At 72.8% G+C, this 23,435-nt stretch carries 16 protein-coding genes; 6 read left to right on the top strand and 10 right to left on the bottom strand.

Annotated elements, in window-relative coordinates; genetic code table 11:
- Positions 1-95 precede the first annotated feature (95 nt).
- From FRAEUI1C_RS06885 to FRAEUI1C_RS06870, 4 genes are all read right to left on the bottom strand, one after another.
- Complete coding sequence (locus FRAEUI1C_RS06885; RefSeq protein WP_013422567.1) at positions 96-596, bottom strand: pyridoxamine 5'-phosphate oxidase family protein; 501 nt, start codon at positions 594-596, stop codon at positions 96-98.
- Positions 597-710: 114 nt separating this feature from the next.
- Positions 711-1,511, bottom strand: coding sequence for an SAM-dependent methyltransferase (locus FRAEUI1C_RS06880; RefSeq protein WP_013422566.1), 801 nt, complete (start codon positions 1,509-1,511; stop codon positions 711-713).
- A gap of 130 nt (positions 1,512-1,641) precedes the next feature.
- A complete protein-coding gene (locus FRAEUI1C_RS06875; protein ID WP_198318719.1) occupies positions 1,642-4,944 on the bottom strand; it encodes a PKD domain-containing protein in 3,303 nt (1,100 codons plus the stop codon).
- A 91-nt stretch (positions 4,945-5,035) separates the two neighbouring features.
- Positions 5,036-7,441, bottom strand: coding sequence for a transglutaminase TgpA family protein (locus tag FRAEUI1C_RS06870; RefSeq protein ID WP_013422564.1), 2,406 nt, complete (start codon positions 7,439-7,441; stop codon positions 5,036-5,038).
- 263 nt (positions 7,442-7,704) lie between these two features.
- Between FRAEUI1C_RS06870 and FRAEUI1C_RS06865 the strand changes: the two genes are divergently transcribed.
- Together FRAEUI1C_RS06865 and FRAEUI1C_RS06860 are read left to right on the top strand one after the other, a co-directional pair.
- Positions 7,705-8,514, top strand: coding sequence for a Type 1 glutamine amidotransferase-like domain-containing protein (locus FRAEUI1C_RS06865; RefSeq protein WP_013422563.1), 810 nt, complete (start codon positions 7,705-7,707; stop codon positions 8,512-8,514).
- A gap of 301 nt (positions 8,515-8,815) precedes the next feature.
- Positions 8,816-9,994 carry a lactate 2-monooxygenase gene (locus FRAEUI1C_RS06860; protein WP_013422562.1) on the top strand — a complete coding sequence of 393 codons (1,179 nt, stop codon included), beginning with the start codon at positions 8,816-8,818 and terminating at the stop codon, positions 9,992-9,994.
- A 52-nt stretch (positions 9,995-10,046) separates the two neighbouring features.
- On the opposite strand, the gene FRAEUI1C_RS06855 is transcribed toward FRAEUI1C_RS06860, so the two are convergent.
- Both FRAEUI1C_RS06855 and FRAEUI1C_RS06850 read right to left on the bottom strand, forming a co-directional pair.
- Positions 10,047-10,667: a hypothetical protein gene (locus tag FRAEUI1C_RS06855; protein ID WP_232425327.1), complete on the bottom strand. Its 621-nt coding sequence runs from the start codon at positions 10,665-10,667 to the stop codon at positions 10,047-10,049.
- A gap of 213 nt (positions 10,668-10,880) precedes the next feature.
- The gene (locus tag FRAEUI1C_RS06850) at positions 10,881-11,456 is read right to left on the bottom strand and encodes a hypothetical protein (RefSeq protein WP_013422560.1); all 576 of its coding nucleotides are present in this window, start codon (positions 11,454-11,456) and stop codon (positions 10,881-10,883) included.
- Positions 11,457-11,836: 380 nt separating this feature from the next.
- Between FRAEUI1C_RS06850 and FRAEUI1C_RS06845 the strand changes: the two genes are divergently transcribed.
- Positions 11,837-13,810: a sensor histidine kinase gene (locus FRAEUI1C_RS06845; protein ID WP_232425326.1), complete on the top strand. Its 1,974-nt coding sequence runs from the start codon at positions 11,837-11,839 to the stop codon at positions 13,808-13,810.
- On the top strand, positions 13,807-14,469 hold the full coding sequence (locus FRAEUI1C_RS06840; RefSeq protein ID WP_013422558.1) for a response regulator: 663 nt from the start codon (positions 13,807-13,809) through the stop codon (positions 14,467-14,469). The genes FRAEUI1C_RS06845 and FRAEUI1C_RS06840 overlap by 4 nt, the downstream gene beginning before the upstream one ends.
- On the opposite strand, the gene FRAEUI1C_RS06835 is transcribed toward FRAEUI1C_RS06840, so the two are convergent.
- From FRAEUI1C_RS06835 to FRAEUI1C_RS06820, 4 genes are read right to left on the bottom strand one after another with little or no spacing between them, the layout of a single operon-like run.
- The gene (locus FRAEUI1C_RS06835) at positions 14,466-15,932 is read right to left on the bottom strand and encodes an acetyl-CoA acetyltransferase (protein WP_013422557.1); all 1,467 of its coding nucleotides are present in this window, start codon (positions 15,930-15,932) and stop codon (positions 14,466-14,468) included. The two genes, FRAEUI1C_RS06840 and FRAEUI1C_RS06835, sit on opposite strands and share 4 nt — an antisense overlap.
- On the bottom strand, positions 15,929-17,542 hold the full coding sequence (locus FRAEUI1C_RS06830) for an acyl-CoA synthetase (protein WP_013422556.1): 1,614 nt from the start codon (positions 17,540-17,542) through the stop codon (positions 15,929-15,931). The genes FRAEUI1C_RS06835 and FRAEUI1C_RS06830 overlap by 4 nt, the downstream gene beginning before the upstream one ends.
- Positions 17,543-17,565: 23 nt before the next feature.
- The gene (locus FRAEUI1C_RS06825) at positions 17,566-18,375 is read right to left on the bottom strand and encodes a crotonase/enoyl-CoA hydratase family protein (RefSeq protein WP_013422555.1); all 810 of its coding nucleotides are present in this window, start codon (positions 18,373-18,375) and stop codon (positions 17,566-17,568) included.
- Positions 18,372-19,583 (bottom strand): acyl-CoA dehydrogenase family protein, encoded by a 1,212-nt coding sequence (locus tag FRAEUI1C_RS06820; protein ID WP_013422554.1) that lies wholly within the window; start codon positions 19,581-19,583, stop codon positions 18,372-18,374. The genes FRAEUI1C_RS06825 and FRAEUI1C_RS06820 overlap by 4 nt, the downstream gene beginning before the upstream one ends.
- A 168-nt stretch (positions 19,584-19,751) precedes the next feature.
- Between FRAEUI1C_RS06820 and FRAEUI1C_RS06815 the strand changes: the two genes are divergently transcribed.
- Together FRAEUI1C_RS06815 and FRAEUI1C_RS06810 are read left to right on the top strand one after the other, a co-directional pair.
- A complete protein-coding gene (locus FRAEUI1C_RS06815) occupies positions 19,752-20,906 on the top strand; it encodes an acyl-CoA dehydrogenase family protein (RefSeq protein ID WP_013422553.1) in 1,155 nt (384 codons plus the stop codon).
- A gap of 299 nt (positions 20,907-21,205) precedes the next feature.
- Positions 21,206-23,401 carry an NACHT domain-containing protein gene (locus FRAEUI1C_RS06810; RefSeq protein WP_013422552.1) on the top strand — a complete coding sequence of 732 codons (2,196 nt, stop codon included), beginning with the start codon at positions 21,206-21,208 and terminating at the stop codon, positions 23,399-23,401.
- The last annotated feature ends 34 nt before the right edge of the window (positions 23,402-23,435 follow it).

The raw sequence follows: 23,435 nt of genomic DNA, 5'->3' as shown, positions 1-23,435 counted from the left end.
GGAGCAGGGCTCGTCCGGGAGCCTGATCGCGGTTTTGGCCCTGCGGTAGTCGCAAACGTGGATCGTTTACGACCAGTTGAGGGCGAAAACGGTGATCACCGCAGATCTGGCGCCGTGGTGCCGCCGAGGGGCGTCGGGCCCATGCCGAGCTTGCGGTGGTCCCAGGACCGGGTGCGCTCGACGTCGACCCGCACGGCGACCCGCTTGTGCAGCATGACCTCCACCAGCGGCTTGACCTCGTCGGTGTAGGGGCCGTTGTAGCGCTCCCAGACGTTGACGCCGACAGCCCAGAGCGCCTCCGGGTCCGTCACGATCTCGGCCCGGCCCTCCAGGGAGACCCCGCGCAGCGCGTCGTAGGTCAGGCCGTCCTCCAGCAGGACGGTGACCCGGGGATCGCGGCGGATGTTCACCGCCTTCTGCGCCTTGGCCTTCGTCTCGAACCACAGCGTCCCGTCGAGGACGGCGAACCACATCGCGACGGCGTGTGGATGGCCGGTCGCCCCAACCGTGACCAGCGTGGCTGTACGCTGCCCCGCCAGGAAGGCCGAGATCTCCTCGGAGGTCATCTCGATCTGCGAACGCTGGTTAGTGCCCATCGGTACCCCGGGCTGACCCCGCGCGAGCTGACATGGCCGGCGAAACTATCAGACATTTCGGCCAGGAGACAGCGACGGCCCCGGGCGCCGGAGGTGCCTGCCTGGGCCCGGTTGCTACGGGATGCGGGCGAATCCGGTGTACGAGTCGAGCACCTTGCCGCGGGCCCGGCGGCCCGGCCGCCACAGCGGGGTCGAGACGACGCCGGGCTTCAGCAGCTCCAGGCCGTCGAAGAACCGGACCAGGTCCTCCGGCGTCCTGGACCGGTACGGGGCGTTCTCGGGGTTGCGCCGGATCGCCTCGTCCCGAGCCGGGCTCGCGGTGCCGTCGTTGAGGGCCAGGTAGCTCCCGCTCGGCAGCGCGCCGGCGAGCTTCCGGACGATCGCGTACGCCTCGTCGTCGTCGATCACGTTGGCCATGACGCCGAACAGGATCAGCCCGACCGGCTGCTCGAGGTCGAGAACCTCGGCCGCGCCGCGCAGGATCTTCTCCGGGTCGCGCACGTCGGCATCGACGTAGGAGGTGACACCTTCGGGGCGGCCGACCAGCAGGGCCCGGGCGTGCAGGAGGACCAACGGGTCGTTGTCGGCGTAGACGACCCTGCTCTCGGGCGCGACGCTCTGCGCGACCTCGTGGGTGTTGTCCGCCGTCGGCAGGCCGGTGCCGACGTCCAGGAACTGCCGGATGCCCAGCGTGCCCGCGAGGTGGGTGACGACCCGGTTGAGCAGCAGGCGCGAGCTGCGCGCGATGTCGATGATCTGCGGGAACACCTCGACGACCCGGTCCGCGGCGGCCCGGTCGGCCGGGAAGTTGTCCTTACCGCCAAGCCAGTAGTTCCACATCCGCGCCGAATGAGGCACCTCGACGTTGAGCGAGGCGGCCAGACTGTCGCTAGGGGGCGCAGAGGAGTCCGGCATGCGTGTGTCCGATCCGTGAGCGTGTTGGTGACCTGCTCCGCGGCTCCCGATGCTAGCCGACGCCGCCTCGCCACAGGGAGCCACTTTCCGGTCGCAATGTGAGACGAAGGCCACACAATAGATATTCCAATCAAATTACTGCACTTGGGGCAATCGTCGTGCGTCTTAGCGTGGACGCGGACGTCGTGGGCGCGGGCAGTCCGGTGGGCGAGGCGATGGCAGGAGGCGTCGGCGGCGGCGTGGCGCTGGGCGGCCCCGAGGGCGGCGGGGACGACGACGGCGGTTCCGTTCTCGGCGGGGCGGTCGTCGGTGCGGCGCTGCTCGGCGGTGGGCTGCCCGGTCCGGTGGGGCTCGCCGGCGTGGTCACGTTCAGGTGGACCGCCCGGCTGGTGTCCGACGAGCCGTCGTCGGCCTTGACCTCTACGGACAGGTCCCACGATCCGGCGCCCAGTGTCTGCGCGAACGTGGAGGCGGCCTGCGGGCCATAGGTCTGTGTGCCGGCCGGCCCGGTGACGATGAAGGTGTAGCTGGAGATCGGCGCGTCGCCGGCGGTCGAGTTGGCGGCGCTCATCGCCACCGGCAGCGGTGCCTCGCCGCCGGCCGGGGTGACGACCAGGTACGCCACCGGTGGCTTGCCCGTGACGGTCACCGACTCGGACGCGGTGGCTGTCCCGCCGGCGTTGTCGGCGGTCACCGTCACCGTGTAGGTGCCGGGCGAGCCGTAGGTGTGGCTCGCGGTCGTGCCCGACCCGTGCGCCGTCGCGGGCGAGCCGTCCCCGAAGCTGAAGCTGTACGCGATGGGAGCGGTACCGGTGGTCCCCGAGGCGTCGGCGGTGACCGTCAGCGGAGCGACGCCTGAGGTCGGGCTGACCTTGAGCACCGGCATGGGCGGAGGAACCTTCGAGCTGACCGCGATGGACGCCGTCACCATCCGCGACTCCGAGCCGGCGGTAACCGTCACGCTCACGTAGTAGTTGCCCGTCTGCGGGTACGTGTGGGACTCGGTGTCGCTCGCGGTCGGCTTCTCCTTGCCAGCTCCGGCACCGAAGTCGAAGGCGTAGCTGACTGCGGCCGTGGGGGTACACGCCAGGCTGACCGTCGCGGTGACCTGCCCACCCGGGGCGACGGTCTCGGGCGTCACGGCGAGCGTCGGTTCCAGAGAGCAGGCCGACGCGGGGACGGTGACGGTCGCCCGCGCGTTGTCGCTCGACCGGCCGGCCGAGTCGGTCACCGTGAGGGTCACGGTGTAGGTGCCGGCAGCAGCGTAGGTGTGTGACGCGGTCGCCGCTCCCAAGGTGGGAGCGGTCCGGTCACCCCAGTCGAACCGGTAGGTCATCCCCGACCCGCCACGCGACTGCGAGCCGTCGGCCGTGATCATGAGCGAGTTGTCTCCCGCCGGCCGAACCCGCAGGACCGGGACGATGCCCTCGTCGACGATGACCAGCGCACTCGCCTGGCTGCTGGCACCGGAGCTGTCGAAGACGGTGACGACGACGGCGTAGTCCCCCTTCACCAGGTAGTTGTGGGCGGCCTGGGGCGACGATGAGGACACCGCCGTCGTCCCGTCGCCGAAGTCGAAGACGTACCGGCTGATCGGCGCGGCGCCCGGTGACGACCCGGCGGCGCTCGCACTGACCTGGAGCTGCGCCTCGCCCGAGTTGGGCGAGACGGTCAGCGCCGCCGTCGGCGGGCCGACGCCCGGCTTCGAGACGGTGATCGTCACCGAACGCACCAGGGTGGAGCCGTTCACGAGCTGGACGGTGGCGGTGACCGGGTAACCGCCTTCGGTCGTCCAGGCGTGGCTCACGGTCGTTCCGGCGGCGGTCGCGCCGTCACCGAACGTCCAGCTCACGGCGCGCACTCCGCCGGCCGCGGCGTTGGCCTGCGCCTGCAGAGTCACCGAGGTGCCGATTTTCGTGGACGTCGTCGACGCCGCGATCACCACGTCCGGTACCGGGCTGTCGTCCGTCGTCGACCCGCCGACGACCGTGGTGGAGCCGGTGGATCCGAGCACGCTCGGCCCGGTCGTGGAGCCACCCGGCACCACGCCGGTGCCGACGCCGTCCCCGGTGGACCTCGGCTCGACGCCCGGCAGGGAGAGCCCCTGCCGTGTCGAAGGCTGAGAAGGCCCGGCCGACGAGCCTGGCCGCGGTGGACTGCTGGCTCCCGCCGACGCGGGCTGGGTCTGGCGCGGGTTCGTGCCCGGCTGGCTCGACGGGTTCGCGCCGCGCTGGCCCGTCGGCGTCGGCGTCGCCGTCGGGCCGGCGGACGGTGGAGTACGCGGGCTGGACGACGGCAGCGCGGTGGTGTCGGTGAGTCCGAGGCCGCCCCCCTCGGCGCCGTTGCCCGCCCCTGGGCCGACCTTGGTCGGGTCGTACTTCTGGACCGGGCGCACGGCACCGGTGAGGTCGATGATGCCGGCGCGGGAGCTCGCCGGGTCGTTGAAGAACATCACCGGGCCGTTGTTCTCCAGCTCGAACGGCGTGTTCGGCGGCAGCACCTTCGGCCGCGCGACGACCCGCGTGCTGGCCTCGTCGAACACGATGACGGTGCCGGCGGTGAAGTCCGGGATGAACACGTGCGCGGCGGTCTCCTTCGGCTGGCCGAGCAGGTGGCCGGCCGCGCCGAGGTCGACCGCGAGGCCGCAGCTGCCGGCGGTGAGGTCGCTGGTCAGCAGCAGGCCACGGGCGCCGCTGACGACATAGAGCCGCGACCCGAGGACCGCGCCGGTGACCGTCAGGCTGGTATCGCCCGGTGCCGTGGCGAGGCACACCCCGACGCCGGTCACACCGTCCGCGGCGATCGTCCTGGCCCGCCCAGCCGCGAGATCGACCGCGACGGGGCGACCGCCGACGGTCACCAGCCTGGTTCTGGCCGGGTCGACCGCCGCCCGCTGGATCCTCTCGCCGCCCGGACCGATCCGGATCAGGTCGCCGGTCCGGCCGTCGACGGCCCAGAGGCGGTCGTCGGAGTCCGCGACCGCGGCGCCGGGTGCCACCCGCGCGGCCAGCGAGAACTGCCCACGCACCCGCAGCGAACGGGGGTCGGCGAGGGTGACGAGGCCGGTCGTCGGGTCGACGGCGAACAGCGCTCCGGGCGCCGGGTAGAGCGCCGGTGCCTGACTGTGGGTCGAGAACCGGACCGGCGCCGACACCCCGTACGTGGCGCCGTCGATCCGGCGCAGGCTGCCGTTGCCGGCGGTCACGAACTCGTCCGAACCGGCCTGGACGCCGGCGAGCTGCGCCGCAGGGACGCTCACCTGGGTGAGCACCTGCGCGGTGGACCCGTCGATCAGCGAGACCTGCCCGGCGGCCGACGACACCAGCCAGGCCTCACCCTCGGGCAGGCTCACCGACCGGGCGTGCTCCCCGCGAGAACGCCCGACGGCCACGACGACGACCGTGACCCCGACGATCAAGACGGCCAGCGCCACGCGCGACAGCCAGCCCCACCGAAACACCGTCGCCCACCCTCTGTCAGCCAGACGCCTCTTCGTGCCCGACGGTCCCGTTACCGCGGTCATGTCATCGGCTCCGGGCCGACGGTGCGGGCAGCAGCGGGCGAAGGTCGGCCGCACGCACCAGCGCCCACCCGCGGCCGCGGCCCGCGTGCAGCTCCCGGCGCAGGTCACCGACCAGGCCCCAGGCCAGGTCCGGCTCGTTCCCGTCGCCGACCGGCGCGAACATCGCCCGGTCGGTGAGCGCCGCCAGCCGGCGTAGCGGCGCCGCGGCCCCCGCGATCGTGGGCCGGCCGGCGACGAGCGCCACGACCTCCTGCTGGGTCAGCGTGCCCGCCCGTGACACCCCGTGCTCGGCGAGACGATCGCGGGCCTCCCCCCAGGCGCCGATGACCCTGGCACCCGGGTCGCCCCGCCGGCGACGGCGGCGTCGCCGGGCCTTTTCGGCTACGACCAACAGCGGCAGGGCGACGACCAGCGCGGCCACCGACAGCAGGACCCACAGCCACAGAAGGTCCGACACGCGTGGCCGGGCGCCGTCCGTCGTGGCCCCGATCGGCGGAACCCGCAGCGGAGGCACCACCTGGGCGCTCGTCGCGTCCCGGCGGCCGGCGGACACGCCGGTGAGCGCGTCCGGGGACGTCTCGGCCGGTGGGGGCAGCACCTTGGTCAGCTGGCTGTCGTCGGTTGGCTCGAACGGCACCCAGCCGAGGCCGGTCAGCAACACCTCTGGCCAGGCGTGTGCCTGCTGGGTCGTCACGGTGAACGTGCCGTCCGCGGACATCCGGCCCCGGTCGAGCAGGTAGCCCACGCTCACCCGCGTGGCGAAGCCGAGCGCTCTGGCGAGCACGGCGAACGCGGCAGCGTGCTGCTCCGAGTAGCCACGCTGGTCTCCGGCGCCCTTGCCGGTCAGGAAACGGGTCAGCGCGCCGTACGAGTGGCCAGGAGTGGCCGCCAGGTCGTACGGGAACCGGCTCCCGTCACGCAGGTAGTCCTGGAGCGCGACGAGCTTGGCGTAGGGACTGGTCGCTGACGCGGTCACCGCGGCGGCCAGGCTGACCAGCGCGGGCGGCAGGCCGGGCGGCAGGCCCAGCGAGGGTGCGGCGGCTGGACCGGTCGCCGGGGTCGCCGCGGCCAGCCGCGCCTCGGTCGGGACCGCGACGTCGCTGTCCAGCTCGTAGCGGTAGCCGTCCGGAACGGCTCCCCGCGTCGCGAGGGTCTCGGACGCCGGCTGGTACGCCGTGCCCGCGCCGGGCCGCGCCCGCACACGCAGGGCGGTGGGCCGGCCGAGCGACGGCAGCAGGACACCGTCCAGGCCGGCGACCGTCACGTCGGCGCGGACCGCGGTCTGGGCGACCGTGACGGACACCTGGTCGGCGGGCGCCGGCAGCGCCCGCTCGACGCGGACGAACTGGCCGTCGTCCTGCCAGGCTGCGCCGTCGAAACCACCGAGCGCCGCGACGCGGATCCGGTCCACCGGCAGGCGACCCGCGCCGGCGGCGATCCGGACGGTGAACAGCGTCCGCGGCGGTGTGGTCGAGAGCTGGCTGCGCACCTGGACAAGGGGGCTGAGCACGGCGACGTCGTCGACCGGAGGGTGCCAGTGCTCGCGCGGGTCGTAGCGGGTACCGCCAACCGGTACGAGGGTCGCGGCGAGGGTGCCGACCGCGGCGATCAGGGCGACGACGGGCAGCCCGACTGACAACGCTCCAGCGCCGCGCGCGACGACCCGGTCACCGCCCGGCGTCCGGCCGGCGGAGTCCGCCGGCAGGCTCGCGCGCACCGCGGCGAGCGCCAGCGCGGCCGCCACGAACCCGCCGGTCGCCAGCAGTCGAGCGCGCGAGGAGCCCCCTCCCGCGCCGCCGACCAGCACCAGCACCGCGACCAGCGCCCCCAACGGCGGGGCGACCGGCGCGAGCGGCGGCCGTCCTCGCACCACCAGGACGGCCGCGCAGTACGTGCCCACCCACAGCAACGCGGCCGGCGGGGTGAGCAGCAGCGCCGACGGCTGGGCCGGCAGAGCGACGCTCAGCAGGTGCGGCCAGCCCGCGCCGAGGTCGCGCAGCACCGCGCCGGCCGTCGCCGCGGCCCCGTAGGTCAGGCCGCCGACCAGGCCGACGACGCCGACCAGGCCCAGGTCAGTTGACCGGTACGCCGCGACGGTGCCCAGCGGCGCCGCGACCAGCACGGCGCCGGCCAGCGGCGGCAGGTACGCCAGCCCGTCGAAGAGGCCGCCGACGGCGACCAGCGCCGGGACGGCCAGCAGCACGACCAGAACCAGCTGCACGGCCGTCATCCGCCAGGTCCCGGCCGCGCGTGCCAGCGGCGCCGGTTCGGACTCGGGGAGGGCCGGCGCCATGGCCTCGGCCAGTTGTGAACCTGGCAGCGAGGGCGGCCGCGAGCTGCGCAATGTCGGCGCGCTCACCGCGGTGCCAGCGTCGGTGGTCACCGCGCGGCGGCCGGCGGGCAGCATCCAGCCAGCGCCAAATTCATGATCATATTGGACTTTCCCCCGTCACACGACACGCAGGTCGCGGGCGCGCCCCCGCACGCTGCGACTCCTAGCTTTGCATAGGCCACGAAGCGTGGCCATACCCGACACGCGGGCAACGGCCCGGTTGCGCACGCCCCGACGCCACGGCCGTCCACGTCTAGTACTGAACCTGCGTCGGCAACGGGACAGTTTTGCGTCGGCCGCGAAGCGCCACGGAAACGTCGCGGTGGAAACATGGCTCGGTGGACGTCACGCTGGTCGGCGGTGGCCGGGACACAGCCGCCGCGCCGACGCTTTTCGGCCCCTTCGTCGCGGCGGCCGGGCCCGGCGCCGTGATCGCCTGCGTGCTCGTCGACGAGGGCTCCGACCGGCCGGCGCCGCCGTGGACCCGCGCCTACCGCCGCGCCCGCCGGCTGGACCCGTTCGACCGCTGGTCGCGGCTGCTCTCGGCCGCCGGACCGTGCCGGACCGTGCCGATACAGATCCCGTCCGGCGGCCGGCTCGACGTCGGGGCACTCGACGGCGCGACCGGGCTGTTCGTCGCCGGTGGTCTCACCCCCGACTACGCGACGGCCCTCGCGTCCGTCCGCGCGGACGTGCTCGCCTGGCTCAGCCGTACCGGAGCCCCGTACGCGGGCTACTCGGCCGGCGCCGCCGTCGCGGCCGAGCGTGCCGTCATCGGTGGCTGGCGTTCAGGCGGCGTGCCGATCTGCGACGAGGACGCCGGGGAGAGCCTGGACGAGGTCACCGTCACGGACGGCCTCGGCCTGGTGCCCGCCCTCGTCGACATCCACTGCGCCCAGTGGGGAACTCTCCCCCGCCTGCTCGCCGCGGCCCGGGCCGAGGCCGCCGCCGGGCGCCCCGCCGAGGGCTGGGGCATCGACGAGGACACCGCCATCCACCTGACCGACGACGCGGTGACAGTCCTCGGCCGCGGCCAGGTCCACCGCCTGCTCCCCGGCCCAGACGAGATCACCGTCGAACAGTTCGCCTCGACCGAGCGCCTCCCCGATCCGCGCGCCTCGCAACCCCAGCCCGAGCCAGCCGACTGACCACGGCCACGCCCACGGCCGACCCCGCAACGGTGATCCCGTTCCATCGGCTTGCTTCGCCGAGCTTGATCACCGTTTCGGCCCTCGGATGGTCGTACTCCGAGCCGCTCAGCAGCCACCCGAGGGCGCAAACGGCGATCTCCGCAACCTGACCACCACTCCGGCGGCCCGAGATCTACTGTGGATCGCGGTCACCGTCGAGATCCCTGGCCTTGCCCAGACCGTGCGGTCCTGGCTGACTGACTGAGTGTGGCCGGTGCCGTTGCCGGTTCGAGCGCGATCGAACGGGAGGTGGGGCGCGGTGGGGCTTCCTCAGCCGTTTGGGGACTTTCAGCTTGAGATCTACCTGCAGGGGCTGAGCGGGGTCGTTCCGACGCTGCCGATGGTGTTCGAGGAGCTTGAACGCCGGGCCCAGGGCGCGTTGCCGGCGTCGGTCTGGTCGTATGTGGCCGGCGGCGCGGGCGACGAGGCGACGCAGCGGGCCAACGTGGCGGCGTTCCAGACCTGGGGGCTGATCCCGCGGATGCTGGTCGGCGCGGTCGAGCGGGACCTGTCCGTCGAGCTGTGGGGCCGGCGCTGGCCGGCGCCGGTGTTCCTCGCGCCGATCGGGGTCATCGGGCTGTGCGCGCAGAGCGGCCACGGCGACCTGGAGACGGCGCGGGCCGCCGCGCGGGCCGACGTCCCGATGGTCGCCTCGACGCTGACCGTCGACCCGCTGGAGGACGTCGCCGCCGAGCTGGGCGAGACTCCTGGCTTCTTCCAGCTCTACACGCCGAAGGACCGGGAGCTCGCGGAGAGCCTGGTCGCCCGGGCCGAACGCGCCGGCTTCGCCGGGATCGTCGTCACGCTGGACACCTGGGTCACCGGCTGGCGGCCCCGCGACCTGGCGACGTCGAACTTCCCGCAGCTACGTGGCCACTGCCTGGCGAACTACTTCACCGACCCGCGGTTCCGGGCGATGCTCGGCGCCGAGCCAGCCGAGACCGCGCAGGCGGCGGTGTTGCAGTGGGCCACGACCTTCGGGCATTCCGTCACCTGGGACGACCTGGCCTGGCTGCGCTCGCTCACCGATCTGCCGCTGATCCTCAAGGGCATCCAGCATCCGGACGACGCCCGCCGGGCCCGCGACGCCGGCGCCGACGGGATCTACTGCTCGAACCACGGCGGGCGGCAGGCCAACGGCGGGTTGCCCGCCATCCAGTGCCTGCCCGATGTGGTCGAGGCGGCCGGCGATCTGCCCGTCCTGTTCGACTCGGGCGTCCGCTCCGGTGCCGACGTCGTGAAGGCGCTCGCGCTCGGCGCGTCGGCGGTCGGGATCGGCCGGCCGTACGCCTACGGCCTGGCGCTCGGCGGCGTCGACGGCATCGTCCACGTGCTACGCACCTTGCTGGCCGAGGCCGACCTCATCATGGCGGTGGACGGCTATCCGGCGCTGGCCGACCTGACCCCCGACGCACTGCGCCGCGTCGCCCTTCCGTAGCCGGGCCACCGAGCTACGGAAGGGCGACTTCCGGGTGCCGTGGACCCCGAGTTCAGCTGACTCGGAATGCCACGGCGGCCGTTCCCCCGTCGAAGTTCGGCGGGGTGCCGAGCGGGCTCGAAACGATGTAGGAACCGGCGGGAAGGTTCCTCACGGTGTAGGCGGGTTGGTCACTCGTCGGCTGCGCGACGGCGCGGATGTCGGCGACGTCTTCCAGATTGGCCTGGCCGGACGCGATGTCGCGTGCCGTCGCCGTGGATCCAGCCCTCACCTGCCCGAACAACAGCACGAAGGCGCTTTTCTCCGCACTGCCGCGGCTGGTGAACCTGATGGCCACCGGACCGGCGGGGACCGAGGCGGGCAGGCCGATGAAGATCCCGTCATTGCTGGTCACCTCCAGCTTCCTGTAGCCGCAGTGGTCGAACATCCACGCGTCGATGTCACGCCCGGCGGCGAGAAGCCCGCTGCCCTCGGGATCGAACGCACGGCCCTGGCTGGCCCGGTCCACGACGGACATCAGCACGTCGGCCTGGCTGACGAGCTGGGTCGGGACGTTGCTCCGCAGCGACTGCGCCGTCGGCCTGATCCTCGCGGCGAAGTCCTTCAGCTCCTGTGCGCTCGGCGCTGGTGCGTCCGGATCGATCCCTGGGAAATCGGTGCCGTTGATCGCCACTTCGGCGGCGCAGGCGGCCTGCGTGTTTCCGCTCGTTCCGGCGGCGGAAGGGACAGCCGAGGCCGCGACGGCACTCGTGGAACCGGTGGACGAACAGGCCGCGCTGACGGCGAGAGCCACGACGGCGAGCGTGGCCGCCGTCCCGCGGCGGCGGGCGGAAAGCGGAATCATGAACGAGCTCCTTCGTACACGAGCGATCTGGCGTGAACGACGTCAGGGAATGGCCGGCACGACCCGCGGGCTCGGCGCCGCCGTCGCGACCGCGATCGCGGTCACAAGAATGAGGAGGTACTCGACGAGCTCGGCCGCGGACGACAACGCGGTGCGGTCGTCGCCGCTCTGCAGCGGCCCGAGCAGCACGTATCCGATCCCGAGAGCGAGAACCGCGTACCGGCGCCACGACCCGAGAACACGCGAACGGACGACGAGGATGCCGCTCACCAGGCCCGCGAGGCTGGTGAGAATGCCACCCACGGGATACAGCGGGTTGTCGCCGTTGCCCGTCACGAGCTCGACGAGACTGCCAGCGGAAAGAACAAGCCAGCCGACTGTCCAGGCGGCGAGCGTGATACGGGCGAATCGGCCGGGCCCGCCCGCGTCAACCAGGCGGACGCCGCCGATCAGTGCGGCCGTGGCCAGCAGGGCGAGAAAGGCGACGACGCCGCTGGCGTACCAGCCCGCGGACTCGTCGGCCGGGTCGGGGACCAGCAGGACCCAGTTGACGAGCCAGAGTATTCCGCCGGCTGTTCCAATGGCGCCGGCGCGCTGGGTGGGGCTGTCGAAATGCATGGTTTTCCTTTGTTCGGATGACGACATGGCGCCGTCGGTACGCGAATCCCGCCGGTTCCCAGTGCCGGGCACCCCTCGACGCGGGGCGGGCGGCCAAGCCGAGGTACCCCCCGGATACCTCGATGATCAACACGGCCCCCCGGCCAGCCGAGTGCGCCGGTCGGCGGCCCGGATGGGTTGTCATCCGCAGTCTGGGGCGGACATGTCCCGGTGGGATGAGTGCGTTTTCCCAGGTAGATCGGGAGACTTTCCCGACTCGGCCGGGAACACCCCGGTGCACACTGAGCTGTATGTTTTCGGGACGCGGGCCTGGCGCGCTGGTGGCGCGGCACCCACGGGGGGCAGCCCACACACTGGCTCTGGCCACTGGGGCACTGGCGGTGGGCGGAGCCGTCTTCGCCGTGCTGAACCGCCATTCCCAGCTGACGCCGACGGGCGATCCCACGGGGAGTGGCTATCTGTGGGCCCACATCCTCGGCGCGGTGGCCTTCGCGGTGGCCGGGTGGCTCCTGGCCACCCGGCGCCCCACAGTTCTCTTCGGCTGGATCGCGTTGGCCGCGGCCCTCGGTCATGCCGCCGCGGCAGCCGGGCTCGGGTGGGCGGTGTTCTCCGTCGACCACGCACGCCACCTGGGCGGGACCGCGATCGGCCTGTGGGCCGGTTCCTGGGGGCCCACGATCGAGCCGTTGGCGCTCGTGGTGACCTGGGCGTGCTTCCCCTACGGACGGCTGCCATCCGGGCGGGTCACCTGGGTGGCGCTGGCCGCCGCCGGCCTGACCGCCGCGGCGGCCGTCCACGGGCTGCTGGGCCCGGTGACCGTGCCGGGCTCGTCGGCCGTGTTCGCCGGCCTGCGCAATCCGCTCGCCGGAGACCTCCTGCCCGGCTGGGACGACGGGCCGCTGTTCGCGGGCGGCTTCATCCTCGGATCGATCACCATGATCGTCCGGTGGCTGCGCGCGGACGGGGAACTACGCCGGGTGCTGCGCTGGCTCGCGGTCGTGAACGCGGCCGTGATCCTGGTGGTGCCGCTGGTCCTGCTGCTGCCAGCGGCCACGGTCATCGGCCCGTTGACCACCGTCTTCGAGCTGCTGGTGGTGGTCGCGGTGGTGCTGTCGAACCAGATCTACGGGATCGACCTCGTGCTGAACCGAGCCCTCGTCTACACCCTGCTCACCCTGTTCGTCGCCGGTGTGTACGCGGGCTGCGTCGCGCTGATCTCGCTGCTGGGGGTGGCGGTCGGCGATCCGTGGACGGTGCTCGCCGCCGTCGGCGCCGCGTTCAGCCTGGCTCCGGCCCGCCAGCAGGTCCAGCGCGGCGTGAACCGGTTCCTCTATGGAGAGCGGGACCAGCCATACACCGTGGTGACCCGGGTGGCGGCCAGGCTGGAGGCGGCCGGCGACGTGGAGCAGCTGCTGCCGAGCCTCCTGGACGCCGTCACCGAGGCGCTGCGGCTGCCGGCCGCGGCCGTGGACATGCGAGCGGACGACGGCACGACGCGGCGGATCACCCACGGCGAGCCGCCACCGGACACCTCGGTCCGGTTCCCGCTCGTCCACCAGGGCCGGGACATCGGCGCGCTGGTCGTGGGGCTGCGTTCGGGCCAGCACGGCCTGGACCCGCGGGAGGCGAGGCTGCTGACCGACCTGGCCCGGCAGGTCGCCGTGGCCGCGAGCAACGTGATCCTGACCGAGGCGCTGCTGCGGTCCCGGGAACGCATCGTCAGCGCGGCCGAGGAGGAGCGCCGCCGCCTGCGGCGCGATCTCCACGACGGGCTCGGCCCGGTGCTCACCGGCGCGGCCAACAAGATCGACGCGGCCCGCAACCTGACCCGGAAGGACCCGTCCCGCACGATCACGCTTCTCGACCACGTCCGCCAGGACCTGTCCGCGGCGCTCACCGACCTGCGCCGCCTGGTCTACGCGCTGCGCCCGCCGGTCCTCGACGAGCTCGGCCTGCTGGGCGCTCTTCGCGAGCACCTTCGGCACGCCCCACTCCCCGTGACGCTGTCCGCGTCCGAGCCGTTCCCCGCCCTCCCCGCCGCCGTCGAGATCGCCGCCTACCGCATCGTGACCGAGGCGGTCACGAACGTCACCCGGCACGCCCAGGCGTCGGCCTGCCAGGTCACCATCACCTTCGTCGACCACCTGACGATCGAGATCGCCGACGACGGGGCGAGCGCCAGGACGTGGGCACCCGGCGTCGGGCTGGCGTCGATGCGCGAACGCGCGACGGCACTCGGCGGGACCTGGGCCGCCGGCCCGTCGCCCGGCGGCGGGCGGGTCCGCGTCGAGCTGCCGCTCACGCTGGCCGGAAGTGCCGCCCCCGCAGGCGCCCTGGCCGGGAGCGCCTCATGACCGACGCGACCGCTCCGGTGATCCGGGTCGTCATCGCCGACGATCACCGCATCGTTCTGGACGGGCTTGCCGCCCTGCTGGACTCCATCGACGGCATCGAGGTGGTCGGTGAGGCCACCTCGGGCGAAGCCGCCGTCACGCTGGTCCGCTCGCTCCAGCCCGACGTCGTGCTCATGGATATCGAGATGCCGGGAATCGGCGGCGTCGAGGCGACGCGGCGGATCCGAGCCAGCCACTCCGCGACCGCGGTCCTCATGCTGACGATGTACGGCGAGGACGAGTTCGTGTTCTCCGCCCTGCGCGCGGGCGCCCGCGGCTACCTGCTCAAGGGCGCCCGGCAGGACGACGTCATCCGCACCATCAACGCCGTCGCCCGCGGCGACGCCGTGTTCGGAGCCGACATCGCGGGCCGGGTCCTGACGGCGTTCACCGACCCCCGCCCGGCCGGGGTGACCTTCCCCCAGCTCACCGACCGGGAGCGTGAGGTGCTCGTGCTGGTCGCCGACGGCTGGCCCAACCACCGGATCGCGCACCGGCTCGGGCTGAGCGCGAAGACCGTCGCCAACCACGTTTCCAGCATCCTCGCGAAACTCCACGCTCCCGACCGGGCCGCGGCGATTCTGCAGGCCCGCCGGGCGGGCCTCGGCGAAGCCAGCTAGCCGGACGCCAGGAGCGTTTCGCCGTGGACGGTCACGGCGCGGCCGACCCATTCCTCGGTGGTCATCGCGGTTACCAGGTCCGACGCGGTGCTGGCGGCCACGGTGCGGGTCCCGTCGGCGAGGGTGACGACGGCGCACGCCCGTACCGGCCGTCCCTTCTCGCAGACCACGGTGAAGCCGGCCACCCGACCGGACCCCGCCGGCACGTCCTCGACCAGCGGAAGCGGCGGCTCGGCGGCTCGGACCTCGGCGGAGACGTCCTCGGCGCGGAAGCCGGCCGACGGCGGGGCGGTGCTCCACAGCAGGCCGCCCTGCTTCGTGACCATGCCCGACACGCAGGTGACCAGCCCGTGGGCGCCCGGCTCGGCGGCCCGAAGGAGCTGGGCCATCTTCACCGTCGACTGGAAGGCGTAGTTGTTCAGCGGACCGCCGGCGAAGGTCATGCCACCGGTGACGGTGAGGTCGGCCCGGCCGGCGAGGCCGAGCTCGCGGAGCTGCAGCCGGACCGCGGCGGGGAAACAGCTGTAGAGGTCGACGAGGTCGGCGTCGGCCGGCGCGACCCCGGTGACCTCCGTGAGCCGGCGGCCGACAGCGGCGAACCCGTGCGAGCGGGCCAGGTCGGGCCGCGTCGAGACCGGCGTCATGACGTTGGACTCGGCGGCCGCCACCGGGAAGACCCACCGGTCGCGCGGCACCCCGAGCCGAAGGGCGGTCCGCGCCGAGCACAGCAGCAACGCCGCTCCCTGGTCGACCCCGGCCCGGGAGCAGTGCGAACGGGTGTAGGGCCAGGACATCATCGGGTTGCGGTCCGAAGCGGCGAGATCCGCCGGGGTGACCGGGTCGCGCGCCCAGGCGTCCTCGTTGCCGGCGGCGACGCGGGAGAAGCCGGCCCACAGCTCGGCGACCTCGGTGGCGTGCGCGGCGAGGCCGAGGCCGCCCGCGGCCCGGAGCGCGGACTCCAGCACCGCGTACTGCCAGACCGGCAGGTACAGGCCGCGCCGCACCTCCAGCCGGTGCAGGATGTCGTCGCTCGGGGCCAGGACCTCGTCAGGGCCCTCGTCGTTCCACCCGCCGCGGCCCGGGGCGCCCAGGCGGCCCGCGGTCAGCCGGACCCCGCCGGCGGTGTGCGCCGCCTCGGCGCCGAGCACCAGCACGACCTCGGCCCGGCCGGCCGCGACGTCCAGACAGCCTCGGGTCACGAGGGTCTGCTGCAGCACGCCGAGCTCGGCGACGACCGAGTGGACCTTCGCCGCGCCGAACCGCGTCGCGATCGGGCGGCCCGGGTTCGGGTCGGTCCAGGAGCCACGGGCGACGTACACCCGGTCGACGTGACCGAGCAGGCCCGGGACACCCGCGTCGAGTGCCGCGGCCTCGGCGGCGGCGGCCATCAGTTCGACCGCGTCGGGCAGCCGGGCCGCCGCGGCGGCACCGACGAGAACAGGCGTGTCCGGCGGGACGCTCACGCGACCGGAGGCGCCGAACCGGCGGCCTGCTTGGCCCAGGCGAGGTCGGCCTTCCCGGACGGCGTGCGCCGGACGGCGTCCACGAGGCGCAGGACCCGCGGCACCTTGTAGCCGGCGACGTGGGCGCGGCAGTGGGTCTGCAGCTCCACGAGCGTGGGCGTCTTCCCCGGCCGGGCCGCGACGACGGCGGCCACCGTCTCACCCCAGCGCTCGTGCGGCACACCGACGACGATCACGTCGTACACGTCCGGATGACTCTTGAGCGCACTCTCGACCTCCTCGGGGAAAATCTTCTCCCCGCCCGAGTTGATAGTCGCCGAGCCCCGCCCGAGCAGCGTGATGCCGCCGTCGGCCTCCAGGCGGGCGAAGTCGCCGGGAACCGAGTAGCGCCGTCCGTCCGGGCCAACACGGAACACCTGGGCGGACCGCTGCGGGTCGCCCAGGTAGCCGATCGGGATGTTGCCCCGGCGGGCCAGCCGGCCGATCTCCCCGACCGGCAGCGGCCGGAGGTTCTCGTCGACGACCAGCGCGTCGTCGATCGCCTTCACCCGGACGCCCGCCTCGGCGGCGACCTGGCCCTTCGCCGCGATGCTCACCCCGTGCGAGCCGGCCTCGGAGGCGCCGACACCGTCCGTGATGATCACTCCGAGGCGTTCCATGAACGCCTCCTTGAGCACCGGCGAGAACAACGCGGCACTGGACGACACCGCGTACAGCGACGACAGGTCGCGCCCGGCTCGCTGGGCGTCGTCCAGGGTGTCCAGCAGCGGCCGGGCCATCGCGTCCCCGGTGATCATGACCATGTTGACGCGCTCGGCCTCGACCAGCCGCCAGACCTCCGCCGGGTCGAACGCGTCGACAAGGACCGTGCGCTGGCCCTTGCTCAGCCCGGTGTTCAGGCACCACTGGGTCGCTCCGTGCATGAGCGGCGCGATCGGCAGCGACGTCACGACGCCGGCGGCGCCCTTCTCGGTCAGCTCCCCCGGGTCGCGGGCCCGCTCCCCCGTCATCAGGTCGATGCCGCCGCCGAGCGCGAAGATGACGTCCTCCTGCCGCCACAGCACGCCCTTGGGCAGCCCGGTCGTCCCGCCGGTGTAGAGCAGGTAGTGGTCGTCGCCGGAGCGGGGCTCGAAGTCCCGGTCGGGCCGGGACGCCGCGAGGGCGTCCTCGTAGCGGACCGCGCCGAGCGCCTCGGCGTCGGCCCCCTCGGTGCCGTCCTCGATGACGACGAGGTGGCGCAGGCTGGCGACCTTCGGCGCGACCTCGGCGACCCGGTCGGTGAACTGGCGCTGGAAGACGAGCGCGACGGGCGAGGCGTTGTCGAGCAGGTAGGCGAGCTCCTCGGCGACGTACCGGAAGTTCACGTTCACGCAGACCGCGCGGATCTTGTAGATCGCGACCATCGCCTCGACCCATTCGGCGACGTTGTAGGCGTAGATGGCGACATGCGCGCCGGGCGTCACCCCGGCGCCGCGTAAGTGGTGCGCCATCCGGTTCGCGCGTTCCTCCAACTGGGGAAACGTGCGCCGGGCCGGGCCGGCGACGAGGGCGTCCCGGTCGGGAAAACGGTCGGCCGCGTGCTCGAAGAGGTCGGCGAGGTTGAACTCCATGGCTGCGCCTTCTCCGTCGTCGGTCAACGTCCGGTGAAACGGGGTCTCTGCTTTTCGGCGAAGGCGCGCGGGCCGATCTTCGCGTCGTCCGACAGGTAGACCCGCATGCCGATCTCGGACTCGATCCGGAAGGCCTCGTCCTCGGGCAGCGACTCGGTCTCACGCAGGGTCCGCAGCACGGCCTGCACCGCGACCGGGCCGTTCGCGGCGATCACGTCGGCGATCTCCCGGGCCTTCGCGAGCGCGGTGCCGTCGGGGACGACGTAGTTGACCAGGCCGATCTCCTTGGCCTCGGCCGCCCCGAGGTGGCGGCCCGTCAGCAGCAGGTCGGCGGCGACCGCGTAGGGAACCTGGCGGCGCAGCTTCACCGCGGAGCCACCCAGCGGGAACAGCCCCCAGCGCACCTCGGAGACGCCGAACCGGGCCGACTCCCCCGCCACCCGGATATCGGTTCCCTGCAGAATCTCGGTGCCGCCCGCGATCGCCGGCCCCTCGACCGCCGCGATCAGCGGTTTGGTCAGCGTGAAGCCCTTCAGAACCCATTTCATGACGGACATGTCCATCGCGAGCCTGGTCCCGTCACCGCCGCCCGTGAAGGCCTCACCGGGCGGCCGTCTGGACATCTGTTTCAGGTCGGCGCCGGCGCAGAAGGCGCCGCCGGCTCCGGTCAGGATCGCGACCCGGATCTCCGGGTCGGCGTTCACCTCGTCCCAGGCCTTCTCCAGAATGCCGATCATCTCGGGGGTGACGGCATTGCGGACGTGCGGCCGGTTGAGCGTGACGGTCAGGACGTGCCCATCCCGCTCCACGAGGGCGTGCGGCGAGGCCGTCACCGCGGCGGCCGGGGCAGGCCGAGTCCGAGCATCGCGATCATGTCGCGCTGGATCTCGTTGGTGCCGCCGCCGAAGGTGAGCATCAGGATCTGCCGGTAGGCCCGCTCCAGCCGGCCGGCGAGCACCGCGCCCGGCGAGTCCCGGCCCTCGCCTGGCCCGGGCCGGGTCAGGTAGGCGTCGTCGTCGAGGCACTCCATCAGCAGCCGGTAGGCCTCGACGGCGAACTCGGTACCGAAGATCTTCGTCGCGCTCGCCTGCGCCGGGCCGAGCCGCGCCCCGTGGTCGACGCCCCAGGCGATCTTCCAGTTGATCAGCTTGAGGAACTCGACCTTGGCGTGCACGGTCCCGAGGTTGGCCCGCACCAGCGGCCGGTCGATGATCCGGCCGCCCTCCGGGGCCGGCGTCTCCTGCGCCCACCGCCGGGTCCACAGCAGCAACTGCTGGATGCCCGCCGCCGAGCACAGCGCGACCCGCTCGTGGTTGAGCTGGCCGGTGATCAGCTTCCAGCCGCCGTTGACCTCGCCGACCAGCGCCTCGGCCGGGACGTGGACGTCGGTGTAGAAGGTCTGGCTGGTGATCCCGCCGGAGATCGTCGGGACCGGCGTCCAGGAGAAGCCCGGCGCGTCGGTCGGCACGCAGAACACCGACAGCCCACGGTGGCGGGCCTGGGACTGGTCGGTACGGGCCGCGAGCCAGACGTAGTCGGCGACCTGGATGACCGAGGTCCACATCTTCTGGCCGTTGATCACCCAGCCGTCGCCGTCCCGGTCGGCTCTGGTCCGCAGGCTCGCGAGGTCGGTCCCGGCGCCGGGCTCGGAGTAGCCGATCGAGAAGTGCAGCTCGCCGGCGAGGATCTTCGGCAGGAAGAAGTCCTTCTGGTCCTGGGTGCCGTACTCCATGATCGTCGGCCCGACGCTGTTCATCGTCAGCAGCGGGATCGGAACGCCGGCAAGCGTCGCCTCGTCGCCGAAGACGAGCTGTTCGAGCATGGTCCGGCTCTGGCCGCCGTACTCGGCCGGCCAGCCGATCCCCAGCCAGCCGTCCTTGCCCATCTGGCGGATCACCCGGCAGTAGGCGCCGTCCTTGCCCAGCAGCGTCGTCTCGCCGGTGGCGAGCTCGGCGCCGAGCTCCGGCGTGACCAGCTGGGCGAAGTAGTCCCGCAGCTCCTGGCGCAGCTGCTCCTGCTCCTGGCTGTAGGCGACGCGCATGGGCTCTCCCGTCGGCCGGCCCGGTCCCGTCGGCGGGTGCGCCACGACGCGGTCGACGCGGCGGAACCCACCTGATGGGCCGTCAGATTGTGCTGCCCGATGCTAGCGCGTGCGCTAGAACAAGTTCTAGCTTTACAGAGCACCGCCGCCGACCGAGGAGTGTCCGCCATGGATTTCGCCTACACCGAGGAACAGCGGGAGCTGGCCGCCCTGGCGGCCCAGATCCTCGACCGGATGGTCACCCCCGAGCGGCTCACCGCGATCGAGGCCGACGTGCTCGCCGGCCACGGTGACGGCCTCGACCGGGAGCTGTGGGCCGAGCTCGCGAAGGCGAACCTGCTCGGCGTGGGGGTGCCGGAGGAGTTCGGCGGCCTCGGCTACGGCGTGTTCGAGGAGTGCCTCGTGCTGGAGGCGGCGGGCCGGGTGCTCGCGCCGGTACCACTGTGGGCGTCGGCGACGGCCGCCGCCGGCGCGATCGCCGCCCACGGCACGCCCGCGCAGCGCGAGACCTGGCTGCCGGCCCTCGTCAGCGGCGAGAAGGTCGTCACCGTCGCGCTCGCCGAACCGCGCGGCTCCGACGCGGCCACTCCCGCCACGACGGCCGCCCCGACGCCCACGGGCTGGCGGCTGGACGGCGTGAAGACCGCGGTGCCGTACGCGGCCGCCGCCGACGCGTTCCTCGTCCCGGCCCGGACCGAGCACGGTGTCGCGGTCTTCCTGGTCGACCCGGCCACCGCCGGGGTGAGCGTCGAGCGTCAGCTCACCACGGCGCGCGAGGCCGTCGGGCTGCTCACGCTCGACGGCGTTCTCGTCGACGAGGGCGCCGCGCTCGGCGGCCCCGACGGCGCGGCCGGAACCGCCGTCGCCGTCTCGCTGCGCGACCGGGCGACGCTCGGGTTGTGCGCGCTCCAGCTCGGCGTCACGGAGCGAGCGATGCGCGCGGCCGCCGAGTACACCACCAACCGGGTCCAGTTCGGCCGCCCGATCGGATCGTTCCAGGCCGTCGGGCACCGGCTGGCCGACTGCTTCATCGACGTCGAGGCGATCCGGCTGACCCTGTGGCAGGCGGCCTGGCGGTTCGCCGAGGGGCAGGACGCGACGGAGGCCGTCGCCACCGCCAAGTTCTGGGCCGCCGACGGGGGCCACCGGGTCGCCAGCGCCGTCGTCCACGTCCACGGCGGCATGGGCATCGCCGAGGAGTACTTCGTCCACCGCTACTTCCTGCACGCCAAGCGGCTGGAGTTCACCCTGGGCAACGCCGCCGAACAGGCCCGCCGCCTCGGCACCCTCCTCGCCGACACCCCGGCCCCCGCCCACGTTTGAACGCAACCCACGCCGCCCGCCGGCTGCTCTGGCAGGCCGTCCCCGCCCGGTTTTCGTGCTCCCGGTGAACAAAACGTGACCCAGAGCGGGAAGGCACGGATGACAATGGGCCAGACGGCCGTTCGTTCTCGCCAGAGAGGCGGAAGACGTGCGCGACTGTACGGGGGCGAGCAGAAGAAGGCCGAGGTCTCGCGAGCGCGGCCCACACGTTCGTGGCCGCGGCGTCTTCAGGCGGCCGGCCACGGAGCCGGCCGGGAGGCCGGACACTCGCGACCTCGACCACCGGCTCGGCGCATGACGTGGGGCACCTGCTGCTGCACAGCGCCGAGGTCCTGCCCCTGGTCGGCCTCAGCGTCGCGGGTCTGCTGAACGGCGTCTACCAGGCCCTCCTGTGGTTGCGCAGACGGGCCGTCACCCGGGGCGACCGGCGTCGGCTGGGCGAACGTGAGTACGCGCTGTGGCGGCGCCTCGCCGAGCAGTCCGGGCAACCCGTCGGGAAGGAAAGCCTGACCGCGGCGATCCGACGGACGAGGCAGGATCTCGCGGCCGCCATGGTCGAGGGGCTGTCCAAGGAGATCCGGGCGAGGCTCGACCGGCCCGCGTCGGGTGCCGTCGGCTTCGCCTGCCGTGAACTGCTGGAGTCGCCGGATCTCCTGCTGGAGACGGCGTTCGTCAGCCAGGACGCCACCATCACGGTGCCGGCTCAAGGCCCCCTGCCGCCGACGGCGCCGCCCGACCGCAAGGGCTTCCTGGTCGTCGGGCGGCCCGGAACGGGCAAGTCCGTGCTGTGCCGTGGCCTCGAGTCCGCCTGGCTCGCCGACGCCGACCCGACCAGGTGGCTGGTGACTCTCGACGCGGTCGACTTCATCGCCGGCGCGTACCCACCGCCGTCGAGAGTAGGAGGGCGCGAGTGGCTGGTCGACATCCTGCAGAGGAGGGTCCTGGGCTCGTCGCTCTCGGTTTTCGAGCGACGCGTGCTGGATGATGCCCTCGACTCCGCGCTGACGCTGGTCATCGACGGCCTGGACGAGATCGTCGGCCTGCTGGGCGCCGCGGACGCCGACCGCTTCCTCTCCTCCTGGGCCTTCTCCCAGGCCGAGGTCGTGACGGTACGCAGCTCCTACTACGAGTCGGTTCTGCGGGGCAGTACCAGCGTGGTCCGGCGCCTCCACACCGTTTTCTCCCGGGCGCCCGACGAGTCCTGGATTCTGCGGTACATAGACGTGCTGTCCAACCGGCTGCTCGGCTCGGCCGACGCCGCGGCCCACGCCCAGACCGTCAAGGAGCTCTGGACCCGCGAGCCCGCGATCCGAGCCCTCGCCAGCAACCCGTTGCTGCTCACCATGCTGGTCTGGACCCACGGCTACGAAGGCGCCGACGGGTCCATCGACAGGTCCAGCGTGTATCGCCAGTTCGTCCGGCAGAGCCTGGAGCGGGAGGTCAGGGACGGGCGCAACGCGGTGCCGTCGGAAGTCCTGATCTCCGTCCTGTGCGAGCTGGCGTGGCTGAGGTTCCGAGGCTCGGCCGGCCTGGCGGGCAGGGGCACGCTCCAGCTGGCGGCGGCCCTGGCCGGGGTGCCGGAGGCCGGGCGGCGCGAGGTGGTCGACGCGCTGGAGACCTGCCCCCTGCTGACCTTGCGGGCGCGGCCGGCGGCGCTGGACGGGGAATACGACGCCGGCTTTTACCACAAGTCGTTCGAAGAATATTTCGTCGCGCGCTGGGTCGAGGACTGGATCCAGGGGACGACCGAGCGCGGCAGCGACTTCTTCGAGCAGATCGACGGCCCCGAGGTCGCCTTCTTCGTCAAGGAGTCGGTCTACCGTCTGTCGCGCAATCCGCCGCTGCGGCGCTTCGCGGCCCAACGACTGAAGGGGCTGCTGGAGAAGGCGCTCGCCGACCGCGGCCAGTCGACGGACGAGCGGTCCGCCCGGATCAGCAGCTTCGCCGCGGGGCGGATCGCCTACTACCTGGGCGCGATCGGGGATGAACCCAGCCGCGCCTGGCTCGAAAGGCTGGTCTCCGAGCAGACCGACTTCTGGGTCCGTCGGTCCGGCGCGATCGGGCTGGCCTTCGGCGGCGCCCCGGCCTGCGTCAACGCGTTCATCGACGAGATGCGCGTCGGGATGGAGTCGGGGAACCTCGCGATGGCGCGCAAGAACATCGCGGTGGAACTCGGTTTCTACGGCGACCAGGAGTTGGACCCGCTGGATCCCTCGGCCGACCGGGGCGGCGAGAGCTGCCGTCGCCTGGTGAGCCGGACGATCGCGGAACTGGGCATGGACGTCGAGGCCGCGAACTGGCGGATGATCCTGTTCGACCTCAACTACCTCTCCCGGCACCGAGAGGCCTCCGCCTCGTCGTTCGTGGCCGAGATCCGGCCGCATCGCGACGAACTCACGCGAGCGCTGCGGACGCTACGGGCCGATCCGCGCAAGGCCTGCCATCCCGAGATCTCGGAGCTCGAAGAAAGCCTTCTCGCCATCGGAGTCGGCTAGGGGCAGTAGTCACGGCGTGTGGCGATCGCCCGGT

The sequence above is a fragment of the Pseudofrankia inefficax genome, assembly GCF_000166135.1.
GTDB classification, from domain to species: Bacteria; Actinomycetota; Actinomycetes; order Frankiales; family Frankiaceae; genus Pseudofrankia; species Pseudofrankia inefficax.
This window is presented reverse-complemented; position numbering and strand designations above follow the sequence as displayed.